35 protein-coding genes are annotated in these 26615 nt (G+C 50.2%); 29 read left to right on the top strand and 6 right to left on the bottom strand.

What is annotated here, in order from left to right; all coding sequences use genetic code 11:
- Nucleotides 1–2 precede the first annotated feature (2 nt).
- From Mpt1_RS04705 to Mpt1_RS04610, 20 genes are read left to right on the top strand one after another with little or no spacing between them, the layout of a single operon-like run.
- Nucleotides 3–335, top strand: coding sequence for a 30S ribosomal protein S17 (locus Mpt1_RS04705; protein ID WP_048112663.1), 333 nt, complete (start codon nt 3–5; stop codon nt 333–335).
- A gap of 7 nt (nt 336–342) precedes the next feature.
- On the top strand, nt 343–741 hold the full coding sequence (locus Mpt1_RS04700) for a 50S ribosomal protein L14 (protein ID WP_048112661.1): 399 nt from the start codon (nt 343–345) through the stop codon (nt 739–741).
- 9 nt (nt 742–750) lie between these two features.
- Nucleotides 751–1125 carry a 50S ribosomal protein L24 gene (gene rplX / locus Mpt1_RS04695; protein WP_048112659.1) on the top strand — a complete coding sequence of 125 codons (375 nt, stop codon included), beginning with the start codon at nt 751–753 and terminating at the stop codon, nt 1123–1125.
- Nucleotides 1122–1829 (top strand): 30S ribosomal protein S4e, encoded by a 708-nt coding sequence (locus Mpt1_RS04690; RefSeq protein ID WP_048112657.1) that lies wholly within the window; start codon nt 1122–1124, stop codon nt 1827–1829. The genes rplX and Mpt1_RS04690 overlap by 4 nt, the downstream gene beginning before the upstream one ends.
- On the top strand, nt 1826–2335 hold the full coding sequence (locus Mpt1_RS04685; RefSeq protein ID WP_048112655.1) for a 50S ribosomal protein L5: 510 nt from the start codon (nt 1826–1828) through the stop codon (nt 2333–2335). The genes Mpt1_RS04690 and Mpt1_RS04685 overlap by 4 nt, the downstream gene beginning before the upstream one ends.
- Nucleotides 2332–2478, top strand: a complete 147-nt coding sequence (locus Mpt1_RS04680; protein ID WP_048112653.1) for a 30S ribosomal protein S14 — start codon at nt 2332–2334, stop codon at nt 2476–2478. Before Mpt1_RS04685 ends, Mpt1_RS04680 begins: the two co-directional genes overlap by 4 nt.
- Before the next feature lie 9 nt (nt 2479–2487).
- Nucleotides 2488–2877, top strand: a complete 390-nt coding sequence (locus tag Mpt1_RS04675) for a 30S ribosomal protein S8 (RefSeq protein WP_048112651.1) — start codon at nt 2488–2490, stop codon at nt 2875–2877.
- A gap of 9 nt (nt 2878–2886) precedes the next feature.
- Entirely contained in the window at nt 2887–3438 is a 552-nt protein-coding gene (locus tag Mpt1_RS04670; RefSeq protein ID WP_048112649.1) for a 50S ribosomal protein L6, read from the top strand.
- Nucleotides 3435–4133: a 50S ribosomal protein L32e gene (locus Mpt1_RS07460; RefSeq protein WP_082007253.1), complete on the top strand. Its 699-nt coding sequence runs from the start codon at nt 3435–3437 to the stop codon at nt 4131–4133. The genes Mpt1_RS04670 and Mpt1_RS07460 overlap by 4 nt, the downstream gene beginning before the upstream one ends.
- Nucleotides 4134–4135: 2 nt before the next feature.
- Nucleotides 4136–4594, top strand: coding sequence for a 50S ribosomal protein L19e (locus Mpt1_RS04660; RefSeq protein WP_048112647.1), 459 nt, complete (start codon nt 4136–4138; stop codon nt 4592–4594).
- On the top strand, nt 4594–5094 hold the full coding sequence (locus Mpt1_RS04655; RefSeq protein ID WP_048112640.1) for a 50S ribosomal protein L18: 501 nt from the start codon (nt 4594–4596) through the stop codon (nt 5092–5094). The genes Mpt1_RS04660 and Mpt1_RS04655 overlap by 1 nt, the downstream gene beginning before the upstream one ends.
- A 1-nt stretch (nt 5095) precedes the next feature.
- Nucleotides 5096–5773, top strand: coding sequence for a 30S ribosomal protein S5 (locus Mpt1_RS04650; RefSeq protein ID WP_048112638.1), 678 nt, complete (start codon nt 5096–5098; stop codon nt 5771–5773).
- 2 nt (nt 5774–5775) lie between these two features.
- Nucleotides 5776–6240 carry a 50S ribosomal protein L30 gene (locus Mpt1_RS04645; RefSeq protein ID WP_048112636.1) on the top strand — a complete coding sequence of 155 codons (465 nt, stop codon included), beginning with the start codon at nt 5776–5778 and terminating at the stop codon, nt 6238–6240.
- 9 nt (nt 6241–6249) lie between these two features.
- Nucleotides 6250–6672 carry an uL15m family ribosomal protein gene (locus Mpt1_RS04640; RefSeq protein ID WP_048112634.1) on the top strand — a complete coding sequence of 141 codons (423 nt, stop codon included), beginning with the start codon at nt 6250–6252 and terminating at the stop codon, nt 6670–6672.
- 21 nt (nt 6673–6693) lie between these two features.
- Nucleotides 6694–8232: a preprotein translocase subunit SecY gene (secY, locus tag Mpt1_RS04635; protein WP_048112633.1), complete on the top strand. Its 1539-nt coding sequence runs from the start codon at nt 6694–6696 to the stop codon at nt 8230–8232.
- Nucleotides 8233–8235: 3 nt separating this feature from the next.
- Nucleotides 8236–9033, top strand: a complete 798-nt coding sequence (locus Mpt1_RS04630; protein ID WP_238603096.1) for a DUF106 domain-containing protein — start codon at nt 8236–8238, stop codon at nt 9031–9033.
- 5 nt (nt 9034–9038) lie between these two features.
- Nucleotides 9039–9575, top strand: a complete 537-nt coding sequence (gene cmk / locus Mpt1_RS07785) for a (d)CMP kinase (protein ID WP_048112631.1) — start codon at nt 9039–9041, stop codon at nt 9573–9575.
- The gene (locus Mpt1_RS04620) at nt 9569–10561 is read left to right on the top strand and encodes an RNA-guided pseudouridylation complex pseudouridine synthase subunit Cbf5 (protein WP_048112629.1); all 993 of its coding nucleotides are present in this window, start codon (nt 9569–9571) and stop codon (nt 10559–10561) included. The genes cmk and Mpt1_RS04620 overlap by 7 nt, the downstream gene beginning before the upstream one ends.
- A gap of 52 nt (nt 10562–10613) precedes the next feature.
- Entirely contained in the window at nt 10614–10955 is a 342-nt protein-coding gene (locus Mpt1_RS04615; RefSeq protein ID WP_048112627.1) for a hypothetical protein, read from the top strand.
- Nucleotides 10952–12067: a hypothetical protein gene (locus Mpt1_RS04610; RefSeq protein WP_048112625.1), complete on the top strand. Its 1116-nt coding sequence runs from the start codon at nt 10952–10954 to the stop codon at nt 12065–12067. The genes Mpt1_RS04615 and Mpt1_RS04610 overlap by 4 nt, the downstream gene beginning before the upstream one ends.
- Before the next feature lie 2 nt (nt 12068–12069).
- On the opposite strand, the gene Mpt1_RS04605 is transcribed toward Mpt1_RS04610, so the two are convergent.
- A complete protein-coding gene (locus Mpt1_RS04605) occupies nt 12070–12513 on the bottom strand; it encodes a hypothetical protein (protein WP_048112623.1) in 444 nt (147 codons plus the stop codon).
- A gap of 198 nt (nt 12514–12711) precedes the next feature.
- Here Mpt1_RS04605 and Mpt1_RS04600 point away from each other — a divergent pair, with 198 nt between their 5' ends.
- Nucleotides 12712–13929: a multidrug efflux MFS transporter gene (locus Mpt1_RS04600; protein WP_048113856.1), complete on the top strand. Its 1218-nt coding sequence runs from the start codon at nt 12712–12714 to the stop codon at nt 13927–13929.
- A 220-nt stretch (nt 13930–14149) separates the two neighbouring features.
- On the opposite strand, the gene Mpt1_RS04595 is transcribed toward Mpt1_RS04600, so the two are convergent.
- On the bottom strand, nt 14150–14839 hold the full coding sequence (locus Mpt1_RS04595; RefSeq protein WP_048112621.1) for a hypothetical protein: 690 nt from the start codon (nt 14837–14839) through the stop codon (nt 14150–14152).
- A gap of 50 nt (nt 14840–14889) precedes the next feature.
- Between Mpt1_RS04595 and Mpt1_RS07920 the strand changes: the two genes are divergently transcribed.
- On the top strand, nt 14890–15027 hold the full coding sequence (locus tag Mpt1_RS07920) for a cysteine peptidase family C39 domain-containing protein (protein ID WP_158386761.1): 138 nt from the start codon (nt 14890–14892) through the stop codon (nt 15025–15027).
- A gap of 72 nt (nt 15028–15099) precedes the next feature.
- Here Mpt1_RS07920 and Mpt1_RS04590 read toward each other — a convergent pair whose 3' ends face one another.
- Nucleotides 15100–15744, bottom strand: coding sequence for a hypothetical protein (locus Mpt1_RS04590; RefSeq protein WP_148305840.1), 645 nt, complete (start codon nt 15742–15744; stop codon nt 15100–15102).
- 383 nt (nt 15745–16127) lie between these two features.
- On the opposite strand from Mpt1_RS04590, the gene Mpt1_RS04580 reads away from it, so the two are divergent.
- The 3 genes from Mpt1_RS04580 to pheS all read left to right on the top strand — a co-directional run bounded on the left by Mpt1_RS04580 (nt 16128) and on the right by pheS (nt 19250).
- Nucleotides 16128–16508, top strand: coding sequence for an HlyD family efflux transporter periplasmic adaptor subunit (locus tag Mpt1_RS04580; RefSeq protein WP_048112614.1), 381 nt, complete (start codon nt 16128–16130; stop codon nt 16506–16508).
- A gap of 95 nt (nt 16509–16603) precedes the next feature.
- Nucleotides 16604–17725, top strand: coding sequence for a tryptophan--tRNA ligase (locus Mpt1_RS04575; RefSeq protein ID WP_048112612.1), 1122 nt, complete (start codon nt 16604–16606; stop codon nt 17723–17725).
- 4 nt (nt 17726–17729) lie between these two features.
- Nucleotides 17730–19250: a phenylalanine--tRNA ligase subunit alpha gene (gene pheS, locus Mpt1_RS04570; protein WP_048112610.1), complete on the top strand. Its 1521-nt coding sequence runs from the start codon at nt 17730–17732 to the stop codon at nt 19248–19250.
- Here pheS and Mpt1_RS04565 read toward each other — a convergent pair whose 3' ends face one another.
- A complete protein-coding gene (locus tag Mpt1_RS04565; protein WP_148305838.1) occupies nt 19251–20480 on the bottom strand; it encodes a CDC27 family protein in 1230 nt (409 codons plus the stop codon). It lies immediately after the preceding gene.
- 160 nt (nt 20481–20640) lie between these two features.
- Between Mpt1_RS04565 and Mpt1_RS04560 the strand changes: the two genes are divergently transcribed.
- A complete protein-coding gene (locus Mpt1_RS04560; RefSeq protein ID WP_238603095.1) occupies nt 20641–21489 on the top strand; it encodes a D-aminoacyl-tRNA deacylase in 849 nt (282 codons plus the stop codon).
- Here Mpt1_RS04560 and pyrH read toward each other — a convergent pair.
- A complete protein-coding gene (gene pyrH, locus Mpt1_RS04555; protein ID WP_048112607.1) occupies nt 21476–22165 on the bottom strand; it encodes a UMP kinase in 690 nt (229 codons plus the stop codon). The genes Mpt1_RS04560 and pyrH overlap by 14 nt on opposite strands.
- 55 nt (nt 22166–22220) lie before the next feature.
- Between pyrH and prf1 the strand changes: the two genes are divergently transcribed.
- The 3 genes from prf1 to Mpt1_RS04540 are packed head-to-tail and all read left to right on the top strand — an operon-like array spanning nt 22221 to nt 25668.
- Complete coding sequence (gene prf1, locus Mpt1_RS04550) at nt 22221–23453, top strand: peptide chain release factor aRF-1 (RefSeq protein WP_048112604.1); 1233 nt, start codon at nt 22221–22223, stop codon at nt 23451–23453.
- Nucleotides 23454–23455: 2 nt separating this feature from the next.
- A complete protein-coding gene (gene argS / locus Mpt1_RS04545; RefSeq protein WP_048112602.1) occupies nt 23456–25171 on the top strand; it encodes an arginine--tRNA ligase in 1716 nt (571 codons plus the stop codon).
- Nucleotides 25171–25668, top strand: a complete 498-nt coding sequence (locus tag Mpt1_RS04540) for a GNAT family N-acetyltransferase (protein ID WP_048112600.1) — start codon at nt 25171–25173, stop codon at nt 25666–25668. The genes argS and Mpt1_RS04540 overlap by 1 nt, the downstream gene beginning before the upstream one ends.
- A 49-nt stretch (nt 25669–25717) precedes the next feature.
- Here Mpt1_RS04540 and Mpt1_RS04535 read toward each other — a convergent pair whose 3' ends face one another.
- The gene (locus Mpt1_RS04535; protein ID WP_048112598.1) at nt 25718–26614 is read right to left on the bottom strand and encodes a hypothetical protein; all 897 of its coding nucleotides are present in this window, start codon (nt 26612–26614) and stop codon (nt 25718–25720) included.
- Between the last annotated feature and the right edge of the window lies 1 nt (nt 26615).

Genomic DNA, 26615 nt, shown 5'->3' with positions numbered 1-26615 from the left:
AAATGACAGCAAAAGTTAAAAACATCGGAATCGACGTGGTCCCTCCCAAAGCTGAATGCAGCGACCCGAACTGCCCATTCCACGGCAGTCTCTCGGTCAGAGGCCAGATCTTAGACGGAGTGGTTGCGACCGTCAGGATGAGCAAAACAGTCGTAGTTGAACGCAATTATTTGAGATATCAGAAAAAATACGAGAGATATGAGAAAAGATCCGCCAGGTACCACGCTCACGCATCTCCCTGCCTTGGGCTCAAGGTCGGGGACCGCGTTAGGATCATGGAGTGCCGCCCGATCTCTAAGACCGTGTCTTTCGTGGTCATAGAGAAGAAGGAGTGAATCTGAAATGAAAGGAATATCCGGAACACAGACAAGAGGACTCCTGAACGGATCGCGCCTTAACGTGATCGACAACAGCGGCGCAAAAGAGATCGAGATAATAACCGTCCCCAGATACCACGGCGTGGCCAGAAGGGTCCCCTCTGCGGCGCTGGGCGATATGGTGATAGCATCGGTCAAGAAAGGTACGCCGGCAATGAGAAAGCAGGTCGTATTCGCGGTGATAGTCAGACAGAAGCGCCCCACAAGGCGTGCGGATGGCACAATGGTGTTCTTCGAGGACAATGCGGCCGTTATCGTAACAGACACAGGCGAGACGAAAGGTACAGACATAAAAGGACCGGTTGCGAGGGAGGCCGCCGACAGGTGGCCGCGTATCGCAGCCACCGCGAACACGATAGTGTGAGGTGAAAAAATGGCAAGCAGCAAAGCAAGAGTACAGAGAAAAACACAGGCCAATGCCCCCTTGCACGTTAAGAGGAAGATGCTCTCGGCGCACCTCAGCAACGAACTCCGCTCGCAGTACGGAGTACGCACCGCGAGGGTATGCAAGGGCGACACAGTCGCCATAATACGCGGCGACGAGGATGTGCGCGGAACAGAGGCGAAGGTACTGGAAGTGTTCGTTAACACCGGCCGCGTCTCTGTCGAAGGAGTGACAATAAACCAAGCGGACGGGACAGCCATCGTGCGCCCGATACACGCATCCAACCTGATCATAACCAAACTCAACACGGAGGATCAGTGGAGGATCGACTCGCTTTCAAAAAAGAAGGAGGCTGAACAATGAGCGACCACATGAAGAGATTAGCCGCACCGGCGACATGGCCTCTTAAGAGGAAGGCGCACGTCTGGGCGACCAAACCGTCCCCCGGAGCACACTCGATCGAAAGCAGCATGCCTGCGGCGATGGTGCTCAGGGACATGATAAAAGCTTGCGACACCGGAAGGGAGGCAAAAAGGATCATCGGCAACCGCGAGATGCTCGTGGACGGCACCCCTGTAAAGAACCCGAAAGCGCCGGTAGGCGTCATGGATACAATATCCGTACCAAAGATGGACCTCAACTACCGCATGTTGCTGACCGACAAAGGAAAACTGACGTTGGTGCCGATATCCGCGGACGAGGCCACATGGAAACTCTGCAGGATCGAGAACAAGACCAAGATCAGCGGAGGAAAGATCCAGCTCAACCTCAGCGGAGGAAGGAACATAGTCCTTGACAAGAACAAGTACAAGACTGGCGACACGCTTAAGATAGATGTCGTCGACCAAAAGATACTCGGAAGTTTCCCCCTGGCGCCAGGCGCGGCGGCGCTGATCATAAACGGTGCTCTGGCTGGTAAGGTCGAGACCATCGAGAAGCGGGTGGAGGTCAAAGGATCCGCCGACGATGTCGTAAGATTCAGCAGCGGCATCGAGACTGTCAGGAAGAACGCATTCATAATCGGCTCGTCGAGGCCGGAGATAAAACTCCCGGAGGCATCCGAATGAACGCGATGAGAGATATACACATTGAAAAAGTGACGGTCAACATCGGCGTCGGAGAGGCCGGAGAGAGGCTCGCAAAGGCCCAGAAGGTCCTGGAAATGGTCACCGGCCAGAAGTCGGTACAGACGATATCCAAAGCTGTCAACAGGGATCTGGGTATACGCGTCGGAATGCCTCTCGGATGCAAGGTCACCCTCAGAGGAGATGCGGCGAATAACTTCTTGGAGAGGGCGCTGCCCATCAGAGAGAGAAAGATATACGAGTACTCCTTCGACAAAGAAGGGAACATGTCCTTCGGGATATCCGATTACACCGATTTTGAGGGGATGAAATACGACCCCGAGATAGGGATATTCGGAATGGATGTCAACGTCGTCCTGAGAAGGACAGGCAACAGGATCACCCAAAGGGCGCTTCTCAGAAGAAAGATACCCAAGCACCACCGCGTCCAGCGCGATGAGGCAATACAATACATGAAAGAGAACTATGAGATAGAGGTGGTTGAGTGAAACCAAAGAAGAAATTCGGTAGATTGGTGGGATGCACCCGCTGCGGACGCAGAAGAGGCATCATAAGAAGATACGGAATGCACCTCTGCCGCCAATGTTTCAGGGAAATGGCCCCGGAACTGGGATTCAAGAAATATTCGTGAGGTGAAAAAATGCAGAGCGATCCACTTAACGACGCGATGTGCGTCATGAAAAATGCAGCAAGCGATGGAAAGAGCGAATGCATGATCCAACCCTCCTCAAAACTCATCGGCCGCGTGCTGAAGGTTATGCAGGACCACGGATACATCAACCAATTCGAGTACATCGAGGACGGCAAGGCAGGCAAGTTCCGTGTGATGATGGAAGGAGCCATAAACAACTGCGGTGTGATAAAACCCAGGTATTCGGTCAAAGTACATGATATCGAGAGGTTCGAGGCAAGGTATCTCCCTGCCCAGGATTTCGGAGTGCTCATTCTGACGACCACGGCCGGAGTTATCACCCACGACCATGCCAAAGAGCTTGGCATAGGCGGAAAATTATTAGCGTACATATACTGAGGAATAAAGATGACAATAGCAGGGAAAATCGAAAGAACCATCGCCATCCCCGGTGGTGTGTCGATCTCTAAACAGGGAGACACCGTAAAGGTCAAAGGACCGAAGGGAGAATTGAGCAGAAACTTTGCGTACCCCCACGTTATTATTGCCATCGGAGAAGGAGAGGTCAGCGTAAGCTGCGAATATCCGAGGACAAAGGACAAAGCGATGGTGGGGACCTTCGCGGCCCACTTGAGGAACATGTTCAAAGGGGTCACGGACGGCTACACATACACGCTCAAGATAGTGTTCTCACACTTCCCGATGAAAGTGGCAGTCAAAGATAACCGCGTGGAGATAAACAACTATCTTGGAGGTCATGACCCGAGATACGCCGACATCGTAGGCGGATGCAAGGTCAAGATCAGCGGCGCAGATGTCACTGTCGAGGGAATTGATATAGAGGCTTGCGGACAGACCGCCGCGAACCTTGAGAAAGCAACATCCAGGTTAGGATTCGATAAGAGGATCTTCCAGGACGGGATATACATTACCCACAAATCGCACAAGGTGAAAGAATGAGCATAAAGACACTTAATGACCTTCCCGGATTTAAAGAAGAGAACATATCTGAACTGGAACAGATCGGAATCAGGTCCGTGTCAGAGCTCAAGGAAGCCGTTTTCGACGAGGCCGGGGCAAAAAAGATAATAAAGACCCTGTCGGGGGTCGGACCGAAAACGGTAGAGCACTGGAAAGAGTTGTTCAAGGATGAAGCGAAAGCGGAACCCAAGGCAGATGCCAAGAAGAAGGACGTCGAGATAGTCGATGAGCCGGAAGCAGAGTCGGAGGTCGTGGAGAGCGGGGCGTACGTCGTCAAGGCGAAGCCCGAGCTCAGCGACGAGACGGCCGAGGGATTGGCAAAGAGAGCGATCATATCCGGCCGCAGACCCGCTTTCAAGAGGCAGGAGTGGCACAGATACGCCATGCTCGGAGAGAAATGGAGGAAACCGAAAGGCATACACTCCAAGATGAAGAGAAGGCTCAAGAGACGCGGACCGATAGTCGACATAGGATTCAGAGGTCCGGCGTCCGTAAGGGGACTTCACCCGTCGGGCTTCGAAGAAGTGCTCGTCCACAATGTGGACAACCTTGAGGATATCGACCCGAAGGTACAGGCGGTACGCATAGGCGGCACCGTCGGAACGAAGAAGAGAATGGCCATTGAGGACCGCGCCGCCGAACTCGGAATAAGGGTCCTTAACAGGATGGTGTGAGCATGGATCTCAGGAACCAGAGGAGAATGGCCGCCGATGTCCTAAAGTGCGGTGAGAACAGGGTCTGGATGAATCCGGACAAACTCGATGAGATCGAGGACTGCATCACACGCTCGGACATACGCACAGCAGTCGATTCAGGATTGATAAAGGCGAAACCCAAACAGGGAACGTCCAGAGGAAGAATAAGGCATGCAGCCGAACAGAAGGCAAGCGGAAAGAGGAAGGGTCCGGGCAGCAGGAAAGGAACAGCAAACGCACGCGTTCCCGACAAGCGCAGGTGGATAGCCACCATAAGGCCCATCCGCGACGAGCTGAAGACCCTTAGGGCAGACGGTAAGATAACTCCGTCCATCTACAGGTTCTATTACAGAAGGGCCAAGGGAGGAGTTTACAAATCCCGCAGGAACCTTAAACAGCACATGATCTCCGCAGGCCACCTGAAAGAGGAGGAAAAGTAATGGCGACAGGACCAAGATATAAAGTTGCGTTCAGAAGGAGAAGGGAATACCGTACCGACTATTACGCCAGGAAGAGGCTCCTAAGGAGCGGAGAGTCCAGGGCAGTGGTAAGAAGGTCCAACAGGAACGTTACCGTTCAATTCGTCGATTTCGACATGGGCGGAGATATTGTCAGAGCCGCGGCAACGACCAAAGAGCTGCGCAAGATGGGATGGGAGTATTCGTGCTCCTCGATCCCCGCTGCGTACCTTGTGGGATACCTTGCGGGCAAGAGAGCGTTGAAGAACGGCATCGAGTATGCCGTTCTGGATATAGGTATGCAGAACCCGAAGCACGGCGGCGTATTGTTCGCTACGGTGAAGGGAATGACCGATGCGGGATTGGAAGTGCCTCACAGCAAGGATATCGTCCCGACAAAGGACCGCATCAATGGAAAGCACATCGACGGCGGCATAGAGGCCGCGATCAAGAGTGTCAAGAAGAAGATGGAGGCTGATTAAAATGGAATGGATCCCGAAGACAAGATTGGGACAGATGGTCCTGAACGGCGAGATCACTACCATGAGCGCCGCATTGGAATCAAGGCTGCCTCTCCGTGAGGCCGAGATAGTGGACATACTCCTGCCGGACCTGCAGGACGAGGTCATAGACCTCAACATGGTCCAGAGGATGACCGACTCCGGAAGAAGAGTGAGATTCGCGGTCACCTGCATCGTGGGGAACGGCGACGGATACATCGGCATCGGAAGGGCAAAAGGAAAAGAGGTCGGACCGTCTATCAAAAAAGCCATCGACAACGCAAAGCTCAACATCATCGAAGTGAAAAGGGGATGCGGATCATGGGAATGCGGATGCGGACAGCCGCACACGCTTCCCTTCGAGGTCATCGGACGCACAGGCTCAGTCACCGTTTACCTTAAACCCGCACCGCGCGGCATCTCGCTCGCGGTCGGAGACGTCGCAAAGAAGCTTCTGACGCTTGCCGGAGTGCAGGACGCATGGGGTTTCGCGACAGGCAACACAAAGACCAAGGTCAATTATGCGATGGCCACGTTCGAAGCCCTTAAGATGACGGCCAAGATGAGGGTCACCGAAGAACAGGCCTCAAGGCTCAAGATCGTGCCCGGACCGGTCGGGATAAGGATATCCGAGACCGATGTCGAACCCAAGGAGGAGTGAACATGGCATATGCTGTGGTGCGCGTACGCGGACAGCCCGATGTCAACAAGGACATAAAGTACACAATGGGACTCATGGGCCTTAACAGGGTCAACCACTGTGTCATAGTTCCTGAGAACCCATCCACAAAAGGGATGCTGCAGGTCGTAAAAGATTACTGCACATGGGGCGAGATCGAAGAGGAGACGCTTGTCGCAATGATAAAGACGCGCGGCAAGCTGACCGGCGACAAGGACATAACCGACGATTATCTGAAAGAGAACACATCCTTCGGAAGCGTCGAGGAACTTGCAAAGGCCATGATTGAGAACGACTATAAGATGAGGGATGTGGAGGACGCAAAACCTGTCTTCCGCCTGCACCCCCCGATAAAAGGCTACGAGGGCAACAAACGTCCATTCCGGAACGGCGGAGCGCTCGGCTACAGGGGCAAAGAGATCAACGACCTCATCAACAGGATGCTGTGAGGTGAACACATGCCAAGCAGAACAAAGAAGATGAGAGGATCAAGGACCCACGGACGTGGGAAGAAAGCCGGCCGCGGAGGAGGACTCATCGGCGGACGCGGACAGGCGGGTCTGTCTAAGACAGGCAAGATATACATGCTCAAATACGACAGAGACCACTTCGGAAGGCACGGGTTCAAAAGGCCGCAGTGCGTCGTCAAGGCCAACTGTACGATCAATGTAAGCGAGCTTGAGGAACAGATCGAGAGGTTCGTTTCCATGGGGTTTGCGGTCAAAGAGGGAGATACCTATAATATCAACCTCACAGATGCAGGTATCGACAAGTTGCTCGGGAACGGCAGCATAGCGGTCCCCGTCAAGGTGACTGTCGCACAAGTTTCGGCAAAGGCCCGCGAGAAGATCGAGGCAGCAGGCGGAAACATAGCGGAATGATAATATCGAGGAGAAATCGGGATGGAAGAAACGCCAAGCTTGTTGTATAAGGTCAAACCGATAAGCGACAGGCTCCCCTCTGTGAAGCGCCCTGAAGGCCACGTGCACTTCAGGACCAAAATGATGTGGGTCATAGTGATATTGGTCCTATACTTCGTAATGACCAATGTATTCGTATACGGACTTGATCAGACCAAATCTCTGGACCTGTTCTCACAGTACAGGACCATAATGGCCGGAGCGTCGGGAACGATCTTACAATTGGGAATAGGCCCCATAGTCACAGCCTCGATCATAATGCAGCTGTTCGTAGGAGCCAAGATAATAAAGCTCGATCTGACCAGCAATAAGGATAAAGCGTGTTATCAGTCGGTGCTGAAACTGCTTGTGATAGTAATGATCCTGGTCGAGTCGGTACCGCAGGTCTTTGGATTCCTGGTACCTTCGGCCAACTTCGAATCGTCATTCGGGCCGATGGGCGCGAAGCTGCTGATAATATTACAGCTTTGTGTAGGTTCGTATATAGTGTTCCTGTTCGACGAAGTGGTATCCAAATGGGGAATAGGCAGCGGTATATCGCTGTTCATAGCGGCGGGTGTTGCGCAATCCGTCTTCACGGGAGCTCTGAACTGGTACCCTGTGAAATCGGGTGTCGAGATGAGCATGTCGAATCTGCCCGCGGGTACCATACCGAAAGCAATATATGTGTTAATGAACACGAACTCCGCCGATATGGCGAACGGCGGCTACGAGGTGATCTTCCTGGGGGAACCCAACCCCATGATCGCGCTGGTAGGCACGGTGCTGATATTCCTGATAGTGGTATATTTAGAGTCAACCAGGATAGAACTGCCGCTGTCTCACGGTAATGTGAGAGGCGCGAGAGGCAGATATCCGATCAAACTGATGTATTCAAGCAATATCCCCGTGATATTGATGTCTGCATTACTTGCGAACGTGAGCATGGTCGCTTTGCTTTTGTACAGCAACGATTTCCTCAGCAGCATCCCCCTCTTAGGGGGTAACGGTGTGATAGGTTACTTCCCCGAAGGAAGCACCACTGCGGCCGGAGGTATAGCTTGGTATCTGTCCAATCCATCCGGTATAACGGGGTGGCTGATGCCTATATTGGATCCTGCCGGCTACGGCAACGGACACTCTGTCGTACAGAACCTCGGACACGTGGTGATCTTCGGAACTGTAATGATAATGGGTTCGATAATGTTCGCAAAGTTCTGGGTGCAGACCACGAACTTGGGACCGGATGCCGTTGCACGCCAAATACAGAAGAGCGGTATGCAGATACCCGGATTCCGCAGGGACCCGAGAGTTTTGAAGAGGGTGTTGGAAAGATACATACCGACGATCACGATACTGTCGGGAGCTCTGATAGGTGCATTGGCCGCGGGAGCGGATATGATAGGTACGACGGGTCATGCGACCGGTACCGGTCTGCTGCTTTCGGTGGGTATCCTGATACACCTCTACGAAGCGATAGGACGCGAGCAGATGATGGAGATGAACCCCATAATGAGAGGGTTCTTCGGCGGAGAGGATTAAGGAATGCCGAACCCCGGATCCCCTCAGGCGGCGAAACAAGCTCAACAGAACATGCAGAGCGCCATGGGTCCCCTGATGTCGAAAGGCATGATGATCGGCATGGCCGGCATGCTTGTGGTCATGCTCGTCTCCATGATGTGGAGGGCGCAGATCGGTCAGGCCCTGAACTTTGCGTTCGAACCCGCCTTTGGACTCAACGGTAATCACCCCGTGGTGACCCTCATCATCGCCGGACTGATCATGATAACTCTGAGTACGATCATAAGAACGTATATGACGGATTTCGTTTCACAGGCAAGGAATCAGAAGATCCAGAGCGAGTTCAACAAAGAGATGAGGCAGGCAAGGCTGGAGAACAACCTGTACAAACTGAAGAAGCTTCAGGAAGAGCAGCCGAAGATCATGGCGAAATCGATGGAGACGCAGTCTCAAATGATGAAGTTCATGCCGATAACGATGATCATCATCATGCCGATATATGCGTGGGTGGGATTCTTCCTATGCGACCCGTATTATATTCCCTCGCAATACCACGGGGATCTCGGGTGGTTCTTTAACTTTAACATGGGCGGTCTGTTCGTTACGCAGGTCGGCGATGCATTCGTTCACACGGGAACAGTGATCAACATGCCGTGGAATATCACAACGGACCTCATCGACAGGTTGTGGATCCTTCCGATGTGGATGATCATCTATACAATGCTCAGCCTGCCGATCGGACAGCTGGAGAACAGATTGGTAAGATACTTCATGCTCAAAAAGCGTTTGAAGGAACTTGATGCAATAGAGAAACAGAGCTGAATGGTATGAGGATTACCATAAGCGGCCCTCCCGGATCAGGAAAGACGACCGCTTGCAAAAAACTCTCCGAGGCGCTCGGCCTCAAGGCAGTGGTCTTCGGGGAATTCTTCCGCCAACTTGCAAAAGAAAGGGGAATGACCCTTGCGGAGTTCGGCGAACTTGCCGAGAAGGATCCATCCATCGATAGGACGATCGACGGGATGATCCTCGACATCGCAAGGGAGAACTCCGATATCATTTTAGAATCCAGATTGGCGGCGCACATGCTCACTCAGAACCACATACCCGCATTCAGAGTATACCTGGAAGCGAGTCTCATGGTCAGGATAAACAGAGTGGGGATACGGGACGGGGAGTCGTATGACGAGGTATACAGCCACACCCTCGAAAGACAATCATCCGAGGCAAAACGTTACAAGATGTACTACGATATCGATATAGAGGACATAAGCGTTTATGATCTGATAGTGAACACGGACGATCTGGATCCGGATCAGGTCGTGGAAACGATCCTCAAAGGAATAGAGGAAGGCACTTGCTGATAAAAGATGCGAACACATTGCCCGATAAATGGGGCAAAAGACCATCGGACCGCTCGGTAGGCGAATTATTGAGGGGAGGAGTGATAGCTCTGGACAAACCCGCGGGTCCGACATCGCATCAGGTAACGGCATGGGCAAGGGATGCTCTTCACGTAGAGGCGATAAGCCACGGCGGCACACTCGATCCATATGTAAGCGGCGTTCTTCCGTTGTGTCTCGGAAAAGCCGTTCGTTTGACTGATATCGTTCTTTCATCGGACAAAGAATATGTCTGCAGGATGATCCTTCATAAAGATGTCAAGAAAGAGAAGATAATCAAAGTGATGGGAAAATTCGTAGGCAAGATATACCAAATGCCTCCGGTGAGGTCCGCGGTCAAAAGGCAGCTCAGGATAAGGACGGTCAGCGAATTGGAGATATTGGAGATCGAGGGGCGCGAGGTGCTGTTCAGAGTGGCGTGCGATGCCGGAACGTATATACGCACTATTTGCACAGACGTGGGAGAAGCGCTGGGATGCGGTGCGAACATGACGGAGCTGAGACGTACCCGCTCGGGGATAATGAGGGAGGATTCCGCCGCCACGCTTCAGGATATGACCGACGCATACATATTCTGGCAGCAGATGGGCAGAGAGAAATGGCTCAGGAGCCTTTTGCTGCCGATGGAAGTGCTCGTCGAACCTCTCCCTAAGATAATCGTCAAACCGACCGCCGTCGATGCTATATGCCACGGAGCGGACCTCACGATCAAAGGTATACACATGTTGGACGAGGACATCAGAAAGAATGCCCTCGTTGCGTTGATGACGGCGAGAGGAGAACTGATCGCCATCGGAAAGATGAATATGTCCTCGGCGAAGATAATGGAATCAGACCAGGGGAAAGCCGTGGACGTAAAGAGGGTGTTCATGGAGCGCGGACATTATCCGAAGATGTGGAGATTCTCTACGGACATCGAAGAGCTTCAGGAACCGTTCGTTCAGTGACCGTCATTCCGGAATGAAAATACCTATTAACTGCCATCACATTCCATGATCGATGGCAATGTTCAAGGATGGGGAACAGGTCCTCAATATCGAAGGATTCAAGCTGGGAGAGTTCGACATCTCAGCCGAAGGGTTCTATAAAAACGTCCAATCATTTCCTTTCAAGGTCAAAAAAAGAAAAGTCATCAATATCAAGGTAGTGGCCGACGGTGTTCCTGTCGATGTGGCCGTCGCAAATGAAAAAGGCTCGTCGGTCTTCCATAAACAAGCGGTCAGGGAAGGGACCCTGGGACCGATCCCGACGGATGAGAACAAAGAGATGGGGATAGTGATCGGGATATATCCCGGAGACAGAGCGACAGTCAGCTTAGACATTCGGATGGAAAAGCCATGAACCTCCGCATCGAAAAAGGAAGGAACGGTGATTTCTGGAAGGATCAGCTTCCGGAGGGGATATCCCTGCTGAGGGTCTTTGACAAAGTGATAATAACCGCCGCATTGATCTCCTTTGCAATTTCTTTGATCTTTGTAATTTATGAGGAGAACAACAGCAGCTACCAGATGTATGAGCTGATGCCGTTCATCGCTCTTCCGTTCCTGGTATGCGGTCTTATCTTCTGTATAAAGTCTAAGTATTGGGTGCTGCTGATACTCGTCGCTGCGGCGGTCGTCCTGTGGTTCCTCGATATACCCAGAACGCTGATATTCCTGATGCTTTTCCTTGTCATCGGCGCATCCGGCGTAGTTGCGGTGGTCGATGCAATTCAGAGGGCGATATTCTACCATGTGCTCCGTACGATAGAATACGTGAACGTGAAAGACAAACTCACGTTCGGTGACAAAGCGGTCGCTTTCCTGTTCAACGTCCCGGAGGACCTGGACACAAGGAATATCACAATGGACTATGAGTTGAACAGGACAAAGATCCCTTGGAAGGAGGTCAGGAGTTCGATAACTCTGGGAATGATGGTCGGATTGTTCATCTGGATATACATATCGATGAACCCGACGTTCATGGATCTGAGCGTAGAGGCATCTGTCCCGCTACTGATGTTCACGCTGATCCTTTACATCCCGGTATTAGTGATGCCGTGGTCGATATTCAGATCGCTTAACGTAAGGATAGAGACCAATTACAGGGATTTCAAGATCTATAACGGGATACGCGCAACGCTTCAAAGGATGGCGGCACCCGTCATCGCGGCGTTGGCATTCGTGCTGGTGGCGATCAACACATCCAGTATCTGGACGGTGGGATTCTATATCCTTCTGTCTGCGGTGATGATAGTGGCGATAGTGGCAGCTGTCTCGATCCTGTATTACTGGGTATTCGAAGCGGCTACGATAAACGATATCATTTCAAAGTGGAAGATGTTCCGGCCTGTACCGGTCTTCGTCGGACTCGAGTCCGGAGAGAAGGAATTATCATGGGATGATGTGCCGGGCACTCCGAGAAGGGATAAGACGGACTTCGGGAAGCTCACGCTGCCCGCAGGCAAGCTGTGATCTCACTTGTAATGGCCTCTCGGTTCCGCGTTCGCTCTGCCTCTGCCGTCCAGAGCTCTGATGATGGGTTTGAACACTTCGACAGAGGACATTCCCGGGGTCTTGTTAAGACCTATCAGTTCCGGCTCTTTGTTGTTGTTGATGATCACCTTATACCTCTGCTCCCGGTCTGATGCGGATATGAATGGGAATTCGATGGTCTTAGCTATCTCCAAGATCACATCGGCCATAAGCTGTATGTCATCGGGGGTCAGTTCGTCCGGGACGGTGATGAAAAATGAACTCTCCTCTGTTTCGCCGTTGATAAGGAACATTATCTCGGACTGTTCCATGAACTCTTTGAATTTCTTCTCTTTGTCACCGTCACCGGCCAGCTCCATAAGCCTGTTCTTGGTGGCATAAGGTATGTCGATGTAGATCGCATCCATGCCGAGTATCTTCCACATGATGACCACATTGAACTCAAAGATTAAAGCGGTTCCGTATGCATCGGTTATTTATTTTCTCTCGATATTAGCATGCTGGCAACGCCGGCTTAGCATACTCTGCCGGCAGCACTCGACCGAGGACAGCGAAGTTTATAGATGCTCAGCACAAAAAGAAAAGAAGATGCAAGATCGGATATACCCTCTGCAAAGGGTCAGATGCCGTTATGGAAAAGGAATCTGATAGTTTGCTGGGTGGGTATGTTCGCAACCGGTATCGGGATGAGCCAGATCGCTCCGATCCTGCCGCTTTACATAACAGAGCTGGGTGTCACAGGCGACGGAATGATAAATCAGCTCTCCGGTATCGCATTCGGTGTGACCTTCGTTGTCGCGGCGATATTCTCTCCGATATGGGGGAGTGCGGCAGACAAATACGGAAGAAAGCCGATGCTTCTCCGCGCAAGTCTCGGAATGGCTGTCGTGGTGGCCCTGATGGGATTCGCGCCTAATGTGACCGTGCTGATACTCCTGAGGGTGCTTTTGGGGACCATCTCTGGGTACATCACAGCATGCAATACGCTGATCGCAACTCAGGTCGACAAAGGGAATGCGGGATTCGCCCTGGGCACGCTGGCCACCTCGAATGTGGCAGGCTCGCTGCTCGGTCCGATAATCGGCGGTTTCATCGGCGATACATTCGGGCTGCCGCCGGTGTTCTTTATCACGGGGTCGTTCATGTTCATCGCATTCCTGCTGACATTGTTCTTTGTAAAGGAGAATTTCGTTCCGCCGGAAAAGAAGAACGAAAAGATGAAGGAAGTGTGGAAGGTCATTCCCGAGAAGAGGCTTACAGCGGTATTGTGCGTGACATTCTTTGTGATAATGCTGGGACTGTACTCGATCGAGCCGATAATCACGATATATATCAAGGACATGACCGTTGATCTTACACATCTGGCACTTATATCCGGGTTGGCCTTCTCCGCTTCCGGCGTGGGGAATGTGATCTCCGCATCGTGGCTTGGAAGGATCTCCGACAGAAGAGGTGCGCACAAGGTCCTGTTGGTCTCTTTGATAACTGCCGGGCTGTTCTTCATCCCGCAGGCATTTGTTCATACGCCATGGGAATTGATGGGATGGAGATTCCTGCTTGGCATAACCTTAGGGGGGCTCACTCCCGCAGTGATAACTTTGGTCAGGAAGATCACGCCGGAGGCACATGTGGGCAGGATATTCGGATTCACTATGTCGGCGCAGTATCTGGGAATATTCGGAGGCGCGGTCTTCGGCGGACAGGTGTCAGCCGCATTCGGGATACCGACAGTGCTCCTGATCACAGGTGCATTGATGTTCATCGCCGCGGTATGGGTATATCTTTTTGTTTTCAGAAGGTTCCACAATAAAAAGGAAGGACTCATTGCGGATGCGGTCTGAGATAGATATTTTCAGAAAGATTGATAATGCCCCGACACCACTCACTTTCAGCAAGAGCCCTTTTTATTTACTTCCTGTCGGGGCCAGCAAGTATTGAAACGACCTTTGCTGTATTTGAACCTCCACAACAGTGGATTCGACGGCAAGATCTTGTCTGCGACAGTGATCGACGCTGTATTTGTGGATGTTTTTAATTTACTCATTGAGCAAGGGATATCGATTAGAGATGATATCCATATTCAAAAACATGTATCTTGAAAGCCCTCTTGATGTTTTTTAACAGTATGGTTGATAGTAATATTGACACGACCATAACTGCGACCCCAACTATCACATATGAGAATGTGTTCAAAGACGGCACTTCCGGTATGAAGCTGTCAGACATCAGGCCAGAGTTAAGTAGTGGCACCACAACCAATACCCATAATAAAACGACCAAGAATATGGTCAATATCCCCATATTCTTTGCGTCATAAGTGTATGACGCACTCATCAAAGAAAGTGTTGCGGGAATGAACGGCATAAAGGTTGCAGAGAATAGCACAAAAGCACTAACCGCATCGATACGAGGTATTGCCGATTCAGTGTCAATATAAGCAATGCTTGAAAATACTATAAAAAGCAAGACTGTGAGAACGGTTCCAATGACCAATAATTTGACTGTTGCTTTTAGCTTTAGATTTATGAACTCTTCGGACTCCGATTCCGAATATAGAAGCATTTCTTTTTCCGATATAATAGGAAAATTCATCAGGAAATGAACAAACATCATCCACGCAAACCCAATCATCGCGAAAGCGACGGTCGGTATAGCCATTGTAAATGGCGGGATTACTACAATAAAAAGGACAAGCATACCCAATGTTGCTATGTGCGCGCTCTTCATGAGTCCTATAATGCTTATCTCCATTATGCCGGATATTCACATATTGTTTTATTTCGTTTACTCTATTGTTTTGTGTGAAGTTCCCTCACATACAGCAACACGATTCTTCCGACTGCGGAGCCGCTTGCATTGCAAGCATATGCTCATTCTACGGCCGTGAGATAACAAAATCTGTTTCCAGAACTACGAATAAAAAGTCAGAAAAGGATTAGATGCGCTTGGCACGAAGTTTCGAATTGCAGGGGTCGTGAAATCATAACCTTTGAATCAGTATTCTTTTTAACTTATTCGGTCGTAACATTTCTTCTCTTTATGATCCATGTAATGCTAATTGCTAATGCAATTGCCCACAGAACAAAAATCACCAACCAAACATCCGTATTAATGTTTATTTTTAGTAATGTGGTCCCAAGAAATACTGCTATCACAATTGCAAATGGGAATAATACTGATGAAGCGTAGGCGCGAGAATATTTTTCGATTTTAACCTCATATGGGTTTCCACTGTATGGCATACCGAGGCTATTGCACGCATATTCCGTATCTATTATTGAAAGAGCGAACATACTCAATAATAGTGCAAAAAATGAGGAAAATACGGCTATTGCATTACTGTCTGAGGGAAATACTGCGAGTAAAGAGAAATTACCAATCAGCAGGACATAAGCAGTAAGAAACAGTGAACCGCTCCGATATTGGCGGAGGTAGAAGTGTCCCGCCCCGGGAACATAGACTGAATAAAATGCAGCTGTTGCTCTATTTTTGTTCAGATCGTCATTGACATTATTGGTTAAAATATATGAAGACAGCATGAAGAACAGAACAGAGGCAGAGATCAAAACATATCTGTTCCTCTCAAATATGCCAAACAGAGAGATTGAAAGGCACACAGCGATTGTTGCTATCCATACTTTTTTTGTTCTTTTCATGTTATCAAAAATAAAAAAGATGTTTATGTAATTTAAGTGAGTGGATATGTTACGATGTTCACTCCAGGACTAACTGCAACGTTGTATGTAGCCTTTGCCAATACTTTGGTGGCCGTTGTTGCCGTGGATGTCCAAAGCGTACCAACGCCACTTGCAATACCCGTTGCGACACCGACAACGGTTGTAACCGCCTGTATGGAGTTAGCAGTTTTATCTGAAATTAACCCTGCCGCATTAGCGACTGTAGCTACTACGCCCACAACTGTGCATGCTGCAGATATCGCAGCGCAAATCGGTATCCAAAAGAATCCACCTTTATATTCCATCTAGTCTTCCGACAGCTCGACATACCTTGCCGGCATTTTAATTTCATAAAGACAGGTATGACGTTGCAGGCCGGGAGTATGATCGGGAGCGTAAGCAACCCCATTGCCGATCGATATGTTGACCTGTACATAACAGCGGCGCAGAGAGCGTTGATAGACGTGGGTCAGGAGTGTAACTTCACAATTGATGGACTGGCACAGACAGAATATGGATCTATTAACGGTACGGTGGAGAGCATCTCAAGTGATGCCATCACCCAAGAGGGTGGTGCATACTTCAGGGTCAAAGTGAGTTTCGATGCCGATTATATACAGGATTCCAAGGGCGGTAAGGTAAACCTTTCCAACGGTATGACGGTCCGTGCGTGGGTAACGTATGAGAAGGTAACATACCTCAAATACTGGATGGAACAACTGGGTCTCGGCAAATACCTCTGATATACCATTATCTTATTCCCACAAGTGACCGTAAAAAGATCATCCTTCCTAAGAAAGATTAAAGATAATGCTCTACTTCCACCATACGGTCAGATATGGCAGACGATTTCAAGGTCACACCGTGGGAGGTAACCGGGGACATAGATTATGAGGTCCTTATGCAGAGGTTCGGCACCACGCCCATCGATGATGCACTGATGAAAAGGATCGCTAAATACGGTGAGATCCACCCGATGCTGAAAAGGGGGATATTCTATACCCACAGGGACTTCGGAAAGCTTCTGGACGACTATGACAAAGGGAATAAGTTCTTCTTGTACACGGGAAGGGGTCCGTCCGGGCACACCCACTTGGGACATATTATGCCGTGGATATTCAATAAATGGGTCCAAGATGTATTCGAAGCGGACATGCTGTTCCAGATGACGGACGACGAGAAGTTCCTTTTCAAAGACCTTACGTTAAAAGACACAAGGGCGCTGGCATACGAGAACGCGTTGGACTTTGTCGCACTGGGATTCGACCCGGAAAAGACAAAGATCATACTCGATACAGAGAACATAAAGGAACTGTATCCTATCGCATTGAAAGTGGCAAAAAAGGTAACGTTCTCCACCGCCAAAGCAGTGTTCGGGTTCGATAACTCCACCAACATCGGGTCGATATTCTTCACAACGATCCAGGCTGCACCGGCGTTCCTTCCCTCGGAAAGAGCAGGGAAACAGATACCCTGCCTGATACCATGCGGAATAGATCAGGACCCGCACTTCAGGGTGGCAAGGGATGCCGCTCCCGGTCTGAACTATCCTAAACCAACAATGCTTTACTGTAAGATGTTCCCCGGTCTGGGAGGCGGTGACAAGATGTCCTCTTCCGACGAGATGGCAACGATCTACACAACAGACTCCCCCAAGAACGTGAAGAAGAAGGTCGGCAGAGCATTCACCGGAGGTTGTGTTTCTGTCGAAGAGCAAAGGGTGAAAGGCGGCAACCCGGAGGTCTGCGCCGTGTTCAAGTATAATTTCTATCTCTTCGAGAAGGATGACAAGAAGGTGAACGATCTCGTCGATAAATGTAAAAAAGGCGAGATACTCTGCGGCGAATGCAAGCAGATGCTCACCGAGAAGATCAATGTGTTCTTGGAAGAGCATCAGGCTAAGAGGGAAGAGGCGAAAGAAGTGGTCGACAGCATGACGTTCGACGGATTCAAGTGGTGATATCATGGTCTCAGACATTGTCGAAGGTTTAAGTTACAATGAGACAAAATTGTTGATCGCCCTGGGCGAAATCAATGGCGCCGCCTCTCCCGCAGAATTGATAAAAATAGGAAAATTCAACCTTGAGGTCGATGTGATGGGTGCCGCGAAGCGGCTTGAATTCAAGGGACTCGTTAAAATAGAGGAAAGAACCGAAAAATATTTCGAGCTGACCGACAAAGGAATATTGGAGAGAGGGTTGCCGGAGAGGCGCGCACTATCGATAATCAATGAAAGCGGCGGAGAGATCGGAATGGGCGGTCTCGCCGACAAAATGCCGAACGGCGAAGATAAGATCGCGATCGGGTGGCTTAAGAGGAAAGGCCTCGTCAATATTTCGTACGACGGTATATTCAACATCGTTTCTCTTACGGCCAACGGGCTTACCGCCCTATTGGGGTCAAAAATGAGCGATGAGGTCCTCCTTGAGCAGATGGCATCATCACCCATAAGCGAAAAGGATGCGGACCCGAAGATCATAAAGGACCTTAAAGGAAGACAAGGCCTGATCAAAGATAAGATCGTCACACAAAGGACGATGGAGCTTACCGAGGACGGAAAAAGGGTCATTTCACAAGGACTGGTGTTGAAAGAGGAGGTCACCGATATTACGGACCGTCTCGTTCAGAGCGGGGAATGGAAGAACGTTAACTTCAGGAAGTATGATGTGGGAGCATTCGCACCCACCGTCACCCCCGCAAAGAAACACCCGCTCACGAGACTGGGCGACGAGATAAGGCAGCTGTTCGCCAGCAGAGGGTTCGTAGAGATGTCTTCCGATTATGTGCAGCCGGCATTCTGGAACCTCGACGTTCTGTTCACGCCGCAGGACCACCCCGCGAGGGATCTTCAAGATACATTCTATCTCGATATACCCGATAAAATAGATCTTGAGGATGAAGCACTTGTTCAGAAAGTGAGGGATATACATGAGAACGGCGGGGACACGGGGTCGACCGGATGGGGCGGAGAATGGAGCCGCGAAAAAGCAGAAGCGGCACTGCTCAGGACCCACAGCACGGTAAGCAGCATCAGATATGTCGCCGAGCACCCGGACGCGCCGCAGAAGGCGTTCTCGATATCCAGGATCTTCAGGAACGAATCGATAGATTCCACACATCTTCCGGAGTTCACGCAGATCGAGGGCATAGTGATCGACGAGAACGGCAACTTCGATATGCTTGTCTCGATGATAAGAGAGTTCTACGCGAACATGGGGTTCGATCAGATCAGGATAAGGCCCGCATACTTCCCGTATACCGAACCCTCCCTTGAATTGGAAGTGTTCTTCAACGGCAAATGGATGGAACTCGGCGGGGCGGGAGTTTTCAGACCGGAGGTCGTGGAACCATTCGGGGTGAAGTATCCGGTGCTTGCCTGGGGATTCGGCTTTGAGAGACTGGCTATGCTGAAATGGAACATCACGGACATACGTGATCTTTACATCTCCGATATGGACGATCTCAAAAAGAACACTGTATTCTGATCAGTAGAAGTTGACCTTCATACCTTCCTTTATGCTTCCCGCAAGGAAAGCTATCCTGTCCTGGGTCGACTCTTTCCTGGAGACCTTTTCCGCTTTGTTCAGATAACTCAGCGTTTCATCGATCCTGCCGAGGTCGTATGCGATGCCCGCCCTCAGTATCAGTATCTCGTCGATACTGCTCGCGTCTTTTTGCTCCGAAAGGGCATTGCAGGACGATGTGATGAAACTGGCCGCCTCATCGTGTTTCTTCATTTTGAACAGGCACCGCGCGGCGATCAACGCGGACTTTGCCGAGGGGTCCTTGTCGTACATGGTCTTTGCCATTTTGAATCCCTTCTCAACCTCTCCGGAAAGCATGTACACTTCGGCCATGATAAGATCCGCGTCATTGGTCTTGAAATCGGCAAGCACATCTGCGCATATCTTTGCGTCATCGGTATCTTCACAGGCCAAGGCGATCTTCGCTCTTATGTTGTAAATTTTTTCGGTGTGCTTCGGCAGAATGACAAGTTTCTTCACCGTTTCCAACAGATCCTCGTTCGGATTGAAAAGGAACTTCTCTGTTTCATTGATGAGGAACCTGCACGCCTCCGTGCTCCTTCCGGCGTTCACCAGATGATACAGTCTTTCCTGTATCTCTTCCTCTCTGTGATCCATGTACCACTCTGCCGCACGGCCGTGCCACGATCTTACATCATTGGGGTCTGCCAGCGAGATGTATTTATTGCGGACATCATCAATTATGCTGATGTTCATTTCAAGGTCGACGGGTATGACCCCAGAGGTGGTCTCCGGAACGGCATTCCTTGGGATCGGTATTCTGAAAACACATGCAACTCCGAAGCTTTCCTTATCCTTCCGGTTAAGGTTCTCCCACATTGTCCCCGGGTCGCATCTCTTCATATCCAGCAGAGCTTCGACGGCGATGCCCGATTTTTCGAACCTGTTCCGTAAAAGATCGGCCTCCCTTACGCCGTCAGGCAGAAGGTAGTAAACGATCCTCTTGTTCCCGGAGCCCTTTACTCTGCCCCGCCAATCATCGATCATTCCTATTTCTTTCAGCTTTTTGAGCTCCAGAGAGGCATGTGCGCGGGAGATCCCAAGTACTCTCGCTATGCCGTCCTGAGTAAGTTCGAACGGGATGTTGAACGTCTCGCTTGGATTCATGTGGGGGAACCTGCTGAGGTGGAGCAGTGTTCGTTCCCTTATCGTTGCGGTTTCGATGGACACGGCCACCAATATGAAGGTGGTTTATATCATGCTTGCGATTCGGTACTGTAAAAAAGGCGACAGCATATGTTCTGATCCAGTGCGGGGTTCTGCAACACACGTTGCAATAAGGCCCGATATCGGAAAACTTATCAAACATTGCCGATGATACACGTTCGAAATGACCGAGAGAATGAGGCTGCTTGTCTGTTGCGAGACCGATATACCCTCCGTTAATATGAAGAGCCAGCTGATCAGGAAGAGGGATTGGGAAGACATCGGAATGCATGGAAATGATAGTTTTCTCATCAACGGAAGAACAGTAATGATGACCACTCCGGACCTTCATATACGGCTGGAGGACCTCGATAATAGAATAGACAACGCCAACCTTACCATTGACGAGGTGGTGTTCATGTCCAGACATTCCGCAACGAGCGGAGAGGCCGCACTGACCGTACATCCGATAGGCAATTTTCACAAGAACGAATTCGGCGGGAGAGAAAAGACACTTGTCAGAGCGAATCCGGCTCTCATGACCGACGCACTCAGAAGGATCGCCGGATATAATGATCTGGAAAGCTTCAAAGTGTGTTTTGAGGTCACTCACCACGGACCCTGGTTGAAGAGGCCCACTTTTTTCATTGAAATAGGAAGTGATGGGAGGAATTGGGGGAACGAAAGAGCGGCAGATATCCTCACGGATGTTCTTCTGGATATGGAGCCTCGCGACTACTGCACAGCGGTCGGCGTGGGAGGGGGCCACTATGCTCCGAGGTTCACAGAGGTCGCTTTGGAGTACAAAATAAACTTCGGCCATATGCTTCCGAACTATCAAATAGAAGGAAGCGACGACGAGGACACAGTCAGAATGGTGAAAGATGCTTGTTCCGCATCAGATACCAAACTCGTTTACATTCACAGAAAGTCCATGAAAGGGCCCGAAGAGAGAAGGATATCAGAGCTGATAAGATCCGCGGGATTCGAGCTGATAACCTCTTCGAACCTTGAACACATCAATGGGAATTGATGTATGTTCCGTTTATCTTCTTACCAAGGATAGCGTTCCTGAGTTCGCTCAGATCTCTTCCGTCAACGATCAGGATATCTATTTTCTCTTCCTTCGCGATCTTTATACCCAGAGGATCGAATACGCTTGATTTTCCGGCACCGTGTTCTTTGTAAACAAGATCGCCGAGTTCACCTATCGTAAGTTTTGAGAACCTTTTTGCGGAAGGGACCTTTTTGGGATCGTCGGAATAAACGGCATTGACGGAAGTGGCGTTGACCACTCTTTTCGCATGCAGCTCTCTGGCGACCATGGTAGCCACCGCATCGGTCGTATGTCCCGGTTCGGTCCCCCCCATCACAACGATGTTGTCGGGAGCAGATAGTTCCGCGGCAGCCTCGGCGGTCATCGGAATGTCGATCGATGATACATCTCCGAGGGAAGTGGCCAAAAGCTGGGCGTTAAGCCTCGTTGCACCTATTCCAAGCAGATCGCATTGGCACGTAGTGCCGCCGAGCTCCCCGCAGGTCTCGGTATAATATCTGGCTATCTTCCCGCCGCCGCAGACAACGACGATCTGCATGGTCTCGGATGCCTCTTTTAACATCCTGGCAAGTTTTGCTATATATTTTGAATCGTCATTGCCGGGTATCAGGATCGACCCGCCAATGGACACAACCACTTTTTCTTTCTTCATCGCCAATACTTTTATAGGAATGCGCAATTGAGATAAATATTATTGGTGGAAAGAAATGGGCGACGCAAATGCTCTGGATAGGGCAAGATATGATTTCAAGAAGGCCATGCAGGAGATAACATCATACCGAGGTAGAGGTACGGAATTGATATCGGTCTACATCCCCAGTACAAGACTGATATCGGATGTGATGGGGTATCTCAGGGAGGAGCAGTCGCAGGCGACCAACATCAAATCGAAATCGACCATGAAGAATGTTACGAGCGCGATTGACTCCATAATGTCCAGACTCAGAACGTATAAGTCGGCGCCGCCGAACGGATTGGCGATATTCTGCGGAGAGGTCCCCCGCGCAGGTGACCAGACGAGGATGGTCCAATATACTATCGAGCCGCCCGAAGAGATAACCACCTTCGTATACAGATGTGACTCGGAGTTCTACACAGAGCCTCTGGAAGCAATGCTTCTGGACAAAAAATCATTCGGGCTCATTACGATCGACAGGAAGGAAGCGACGCTGGGACTATTATCCGGAAGTAAGATAACAGTCCTGAAGCACTTTGATTCGCTGGTTCCGAGCAAGCATCACCAGGGAGGACAATCCTCGGTCCGTTTTGAACGGCTTATAGAGATAGCCGCACACGAGTTCTACAAAAAAGTGGCAGACAGTGCGACGGATGTATTCCTGAACAGGCCGGAACTGCAGGGCATACTGGTCGGGGGCCCGGGCTCGACCAAGGATTTTTTTGTGAAGGAGGATTATCTTCACCACGAGCTCAGAAAGAAGGTTGTCAATACACTTTTCGACACGGGATACACAGACGAATCCGGATTGAAGGAGTTGGTGGAAAATGCGAAAGAGGCCCTCACAGATATTCAATTAACTATCGAAAAAGAATACATGCAGAGACTCTTCAGAGAGATAAGGAAACCGGACGGGGGACTTTCCGCATACGGCGAGGAAAGCGTAAGGACGGCTGCGGAATCGGGCGCGATCGACGTCCTGTTGCTTTCGGAAATGCTCAATAAATACAGAGTGAGGTTGGAGTGCGGTTCGGGCCACAGTTCTGTCGTCACGGTGGATAATCCGGAGGACAAGATCCTATGCCCTGAATGCAGCCAGCCCGCAAAAGTCATTGAACAGACCGATCTGATCGACAGTTTCTTTGAGATCGCCGAAGGTTACAACACAAAAGTGCAGCTGATATCGGGGGATTCCGAAGAAGGGGATATGCTGTTAAAGGCGTTCGGGGGCATCGCCGCCATTCTCAGATACAGGACGGGGTGATCATGGACAGCAGGCAGAGATTCGAGCAGGAAGTGGATTCCGCAATAAAGAATGCTCTGAAGAAGATTGGTTCATCCCAGCTGAAGATAATAAAAGAAGTCTCGGAAATGGCGGACCTGGCGGTACCTTGTTTCAGTTTTTCCAAAGAATTGAAGGCAGACCCGAAGAGCATCGCAGAGAAACTTGTTGCCCACATCAAACCTTCAGGGCTGATATCTTCGGTCAAAGCGGTAAACGGATACATCAACTTCATGATGGACGAGAATGCACTTTTCAAAGAGACGCTTGAAGGAATAATCTCAGAGGGAGAAGCATATGGTTCAATGCCGTCGAACGGCATAAAGGTGAACGTCGAGCACACATCTACGAACCCCACCGGACCGATACATGTCGGAAGAGCCAGGAATCCCATCATCGGCGATACGCTTGCCAGATCTTTGAAGAGATGCGGATATGATGTTCAGACCGAGTACTATGTCAACGATGTAGGAAAGCAGGTCGTGATCCTGTCCTGGGGGGTCAGCAATGTTCCCAAAGGGTCGGTCACCGAAGAGGAAAGAGATAAGACCGACCATAAGCTCGTTGCATATTACCGCGAAGCCAACAAGTTGATGGAAGAGAACGATGATGTGAAAGAACAGATTGCAGAGATGCTCAGAAAGTTCGAAGCAGGCGACAGCAAGATCATAAGCGGCGTCAGAAGGACAGCCGAGGCGATGCTCAACGGTCTCAAGGAGACCCTTTCCGATATAAACGTCGAAATGGACAGATACACATGGGAGTCCGATTTCATACTGGACGGTTCTGCGAAGGACGTTGTCAATAAGCTCAAGGGATCAAAATACTCCGGGCAGACGGAGGACGGTGCCTGGTACATAGACCTCAAAGACTTCGGGATACAGGGGAAGAACACAAAATTCACTTTCACAAGGTCGGACGGGACTACCCTTTACACAACACGCGATCTGGCATATCATTTGGATAAATTCAAGAGGGCCGACAAGGCGATAGACGTTCTGGGCGAGGATCAGAAGCTCGGCTCTAAGCAGCTCTGTTCCGCTTTGGAGATAATGGGCAGCAAAAAGATCCCGGAGGCGATGTTCTACTCATTCGTATCTCTCCCTGAAGGGAAGATGTCCACGAGGAAAGGGGTCGTTGTCTATCTGGACGATCTGATCGATGAGGCCGTCAGCCGCGCGATGAATGAAATAAGATCAAGACGCAGCGACCTGTCCAAAGAAGAGATGGCCGCCATAGCAAGAAAGGTCGGTATAGGAGCAATAAGATATAACATCGTCAGGGTCCATCCGGAGAAACAATTGGTCTTCAAATGGGACGAGGCGCTTAACTTCGACGGCAACAGCGGGCCGTATATCCAGTATGTTCATGCGAGAGCCTGCAGCATGCTGAAGAAGGCAGGAGAGTATGCGCACTGCACAGACCCTGCGATGTTCACCGACGAATATGAGAAAGCGCTTATCAAGGTACTATCTAAGTTCGGCAGAGTGATAAGGGAAGCGGGAGAGGAGAAGCGCGTTCATATTCTGCCGGCATACGGTCATGAGGTCGCGTCGGCGTTCAACCAGTTCTATGCGATGGTGCCGGTACTCGCTTCCGACGAGAACAGAGATCCGAGGCTTACTCTGGTCGAATGTACCAGGACCGTCCTGAGGAATGTTCTGGAGACCCTCGGTATAGATTGTCCGGAGGAGATGTAATGGAGATCCGCCAGTTAAAACTGAAAGATATAGAGAAGGTAAGAGCGCTTGAGATATCATGCATAAAAGAGTATTTTGCGGATACTATCGAGAATAAGTGGGAGGATCTCCCCAAAGAATGGAAGGACAACCTCGGTGCAAGCAGCAGGAATCATTTTGCTTCATATTTAGAGAGCGGATTAAGCTTTGTCGCCGAAGAGGACGGAGAGATATACGGCTTCATATTCGCAAAAATGCTGGAGCACATCTTTGATGTGAACAAACTTGTTTGGATCGAGAACATGGGCGTACACCCATATGTAAGAAGGAATGCGATCGGATACAAACTGTTAAGGGAAGTTCTGAAAAATGGTCGGGAGATGGGCGCCGAGGCGGCTCACAGCATGCTGCAGACGGGGAACGCCCCATCGATAATGCTTCACAAAAAGATAGGGTTCTTTATGGACAGGAGAGAGGTGGCTCTCATCGACCTTAAGGATCCGAAATTGAAACTTTGAAAAAAGTGAATATGCCGGAGCGCACATCCCCGTGCGCTCAAGGCAGTGTTTATTTCCTTCTGGAGCTCACGTACTTGAGCTTCTTCGGCTCTTCGGAAGAGGAGGACTCCTTGTTGGTTACTGCGTCCTTCTTGCTGGATTTTTCCTTCTCAAGCTCGGTGAAAGTGGTCGCTTTCTTCTCTTCCTGAGCAGGTTTTGTGCTCTCTTTGGGCTGAGTCTTCTCCTTTGGAGACTTCTTCTCTTCCGCAGCAGGCTTTGCTTTTTCTTTGGGCGTGGCCTTGGGCGGTTCTGTTGTAGAAGCTTTATCGTATCTTTTCTTTTCCGTCGCAGATGTCTTCGGAGCGCTGTCCGCTCCACCTTTTGAAGCCCTCTTCTGTTCTTCAAGTTCAGTGAATGTTGTGTCCGGTTTCTTCGCAGGCGTGTTGCGCATATGCATGAAGACGGCGATGGCTATCAAGATGGCAACCACTGCGATCGCTATGTACGTTGTCGGCTTGCTGAGAATAGATTCCTTTACAGTCACCGATACCGTAGAGATGAAGTTGGCATGGTTACCCTGACCGTCGACAGGGAATTGATTTGCAGGTTCACCGGTCACTGCCAGACTGTGTTCTCCGGCAGAGCCGATATTGAAACTGATCTGTACTTCATAGGTGCCGCCGGCAGGCACTATTACCGGTGAACTGGTCGCAAGTACGGGGCCGTCTATTGTTTTATCATGGACGGATAGCGTTATCTGTTCAGAATTGTTGAATTCGTCATTATTCTTCAATATTACGTGGAGCGTTCCGTTGCCGTTGGTGGTGAACCCCTCCCCCCATACTCTGGCCGAGTCATCGCTCATGCTCACGTATGCATTCGACTGCTCACCGATGAGAATTATACTCATCGGCGCAACTGCCAGAATGACGAAGGCAAGAGCCAATAGTGTCTTATTTTTGTTCATT

It is taken from the genome of Candidatus Methanoplasma termitum (assembly GCF_000800805.1).
Lineage (GTDB): Archaea > Thermoplasmatota > Thermoplasmata > Methanomassiliicoccales > Methanomethylophilaceae > Methanoplasma > Methanoplasma termitum.
This window is presented reverse-complemented; position numbering and strand designations above follow the sequence as displayed.

What these genes read in the sequence shown, in the direction of transcription:
- Mpt1_RS04645 (WP_048112636.1), top strand. Translation starts at nt 5,776, where the DNA reads ATGGCATATGCTGTGGTGCGCGTACGCGGACAGCCCGATGTCAACAAG.
- cmk (WP_048112631.1), top strand. Translation starts at nt 9,039, where the DNA reads ATGAGGATTACCATAAGCGGCCCTCCCGGATCAGGAAAGACGACCGCT.
- pheS (WP_048112610.1), top strand. Translation starts at nt 17,730, where the DNA reads ATGGTCTCAGACATTGTCGAAGGTTTAAGTTACAATGAGACAAAATTG.
- Mpt1_RS04575 (WP_048112612.1), top strand. Translation starts at nt 16,604, where the DNA reads ATGGCAGACGATTTCAAGGTCACACCGTGGGAGGTAACCGGGGACATA.
- Mpt1_RS04700 (WP_048112661.1), top strand. Translation starts at nt 343, where the DNA reads ATGAAAGGAATATCCGGAACACAGACAAGAGGACTCCTGAACGGATCG.
- pyrH (WP_048112607.1), bottom strand. Translation starts at nt 22,165, where the DNA reads ATGAAGAAAGAAAAAGTGGTTGTGTCCATTGGCGGGTCGATCCTGATA.
- Mpt1_RS04660 (WP_048112647.1), top strand. Translation starts at nt 4,136, where the DNA reads ATGGATCTCAGGAACCAGAGGAGAATGGCCGCCGATGTCCTAAAGTGC.
- argS (WP_048112602.1), top strand. Translation starts at nt 23,456, where the DNA reads ATGGACAGCAGGCAGAGATTCGAGCAGGAAGTGGATTCCGCAATAAAG.
- rplX (WP_048112659.1), top strand. Translation starts at nt 751, where the DNA reads ATGGCAAGCAGCAAAGCAAGAGTACAGAGAAAAACACAGGCCAATGCC.
- Mpt1_RS04655 (WP_048112640.1), top strand. Translation starts at nt 4,594, where the DNA reads ATGGCGACAGGACCAAGATATAAAGTTGCGTTCAGAAGGAGAAGGGAA.
- Mpt1_RS04590 (WP_148305840.1), bottom strand. Translation starts at nt 15,744, where the DNA reads ATGAAAAGAACAAAAAAAGTATGGATAGCAACAATCGCTGTGTGCCTT.
- prf1 (WP_048112604.1), top strand. Translation starts at nt 22,221, where the DNA reads ATGGGCGACGCAAATGCTCTGGATAGGGCAAGATATGATTTCAAGAAG.
- Mpt1_RS04685 (WP_048112655.1), top strand. Translation starts at nt 1,826, where the DNA reads ATGAACGCGATGAGAGATATACACATTGAAAAAGTGACGGTCAACATC.
- Mpt1_RS04675 (WP_048112651.1), top strand. Translation starts at nt 2,488, where the DNA reads ATGCAGAGCGATCCACTTAACGACGCGATGTGCGTCATGAAAAATGCA.
- Mpt1_RS04535 (WP_048112598.1), bottom strand. Translation starts at nt 26,614, where the DNA reads ATGAACAAAAATAAGACACTATTGGCTCTTGCCTTCGTCATTCTGGCA.
- Mpt1_RS04595 (WP_048112621.1), bottom strand. Translation starts at nt 14,839, where the DNA reads ATGGAGATAAGCATTATAGGACTCATGAAGAGCGCGCACATAGCAACA.
- Mpt1_RS04650 (WP_048112638.1), top strand. Translation starts at nt 5,096, where the DNA reads ATGGAATGGATCCCGAAGACAAGATTGGGACAGATGGTCCTGAACGGC.
- Mpt1_RS04690 (WP_048112657.1), top strand. Translation starts at nt 1,122, where the DNA reads ATGAGCGACCACATGAAGAGATTAGCCGCACCGGCGACATGGCCTCTT.
- Mpt1_RS04705 (WP_048112663.1), top strand. Translation starts at nt 3, where the DNA reads ATGACAGCAAAAGTTAAAAACATCGGAATCGACGTGGTCCCTCCCAAA.
- Mpt1_RS04610 (WP_048112625.1), top strand. Translation starts at nt 10,952, where the DNA reads ATGAACCTCCGCATCGAAAAAGGAAGGAACGGTGATTTCTGGAAGGAT.
- Mpt1_RS04670 (WP_048112649.1), top strand. Translation starts at nt 2,887, where the DNA reads ATGACAATAGCAGGGAAAATCGAAAGAACCATCGCCATCCCCGGTGGT.
- Mpt1_RS04615 (WP_048112627.1), top strand. Translation starts at nt 10,614, where the DNA reads ATGGCAATGTTCAAGGATGGGGAACAGGTCCTCAATATCGAAGGATTC.
- Mpt1_RS04605 (WP_048112623.1), bottom strand. Translation starts at nt 12,513, where the DNA reads ATGTGGAAGATACTCGGCATGGATGCGATCTACATCGACATACCTTAT.
- Mpt1_RS07460 (WP_082007253.1), top strand. Translation starts at nt 3,435, where the DNA reads ATGAGCATAAAGACACTTAATGACCTTCCCGGATTTAAAGAAGAGAAC.
- Mpt1_RS04580 (WP_048112614.1), top strand. Translation starts at nt 16,128, where the DNA reads ATGACGTTGCAGGCCGGGAGTATGATCGGGAGCGTAAGCAACCCCATT.
- secY (WP_048112633.1), top strand. Translation starts at nt 6,694, where the DNA reads ATGGAAGAAACGCCAAGCTTGTTGTATAAGGTCAAACCGATAAGCGAC.
- Mpt1_RS04540 (WP_048112600.1), top strand. Translation starts at nt 25,171, where the DNA reads ATGGAGATCCGCCAGTTAAAACTGAAAGATATAGAGAAGGTAAGAGCG.
- Mpt1_RS04560 (WP_238603095.1), top strand. Translation starts at nt 20,641, where the DNA reads ATGACCGAGAGAATGAGGCTGCTTGTCTGTTGCGAGACCGATATACCC.
- Mpt1_RS04600 (WP_048113856.1), top strand. Translation starts at nt 12,712, where the DNA reads ATGCCGTTATGGAAAAGGAATCTGATAGTTTGCTGGGTGGGTATGTTC.
- Mpt1_RS04630 (WP_238603096.1), top strand. Translation starts at nt 8,236, where the DNA reads ATGCCGAACCCCGGATCCCCTCAGGCGGCGAAACAAGCTCAACAGAAC.
- Mpt1_RS04640 (WP_048112634.1), top strand. Translation starts at nt 6,250, where the DNA reads ATGCCAAGCAGAACAAAGAAGATGAGAGGATCAAGGACCCACGGACGT.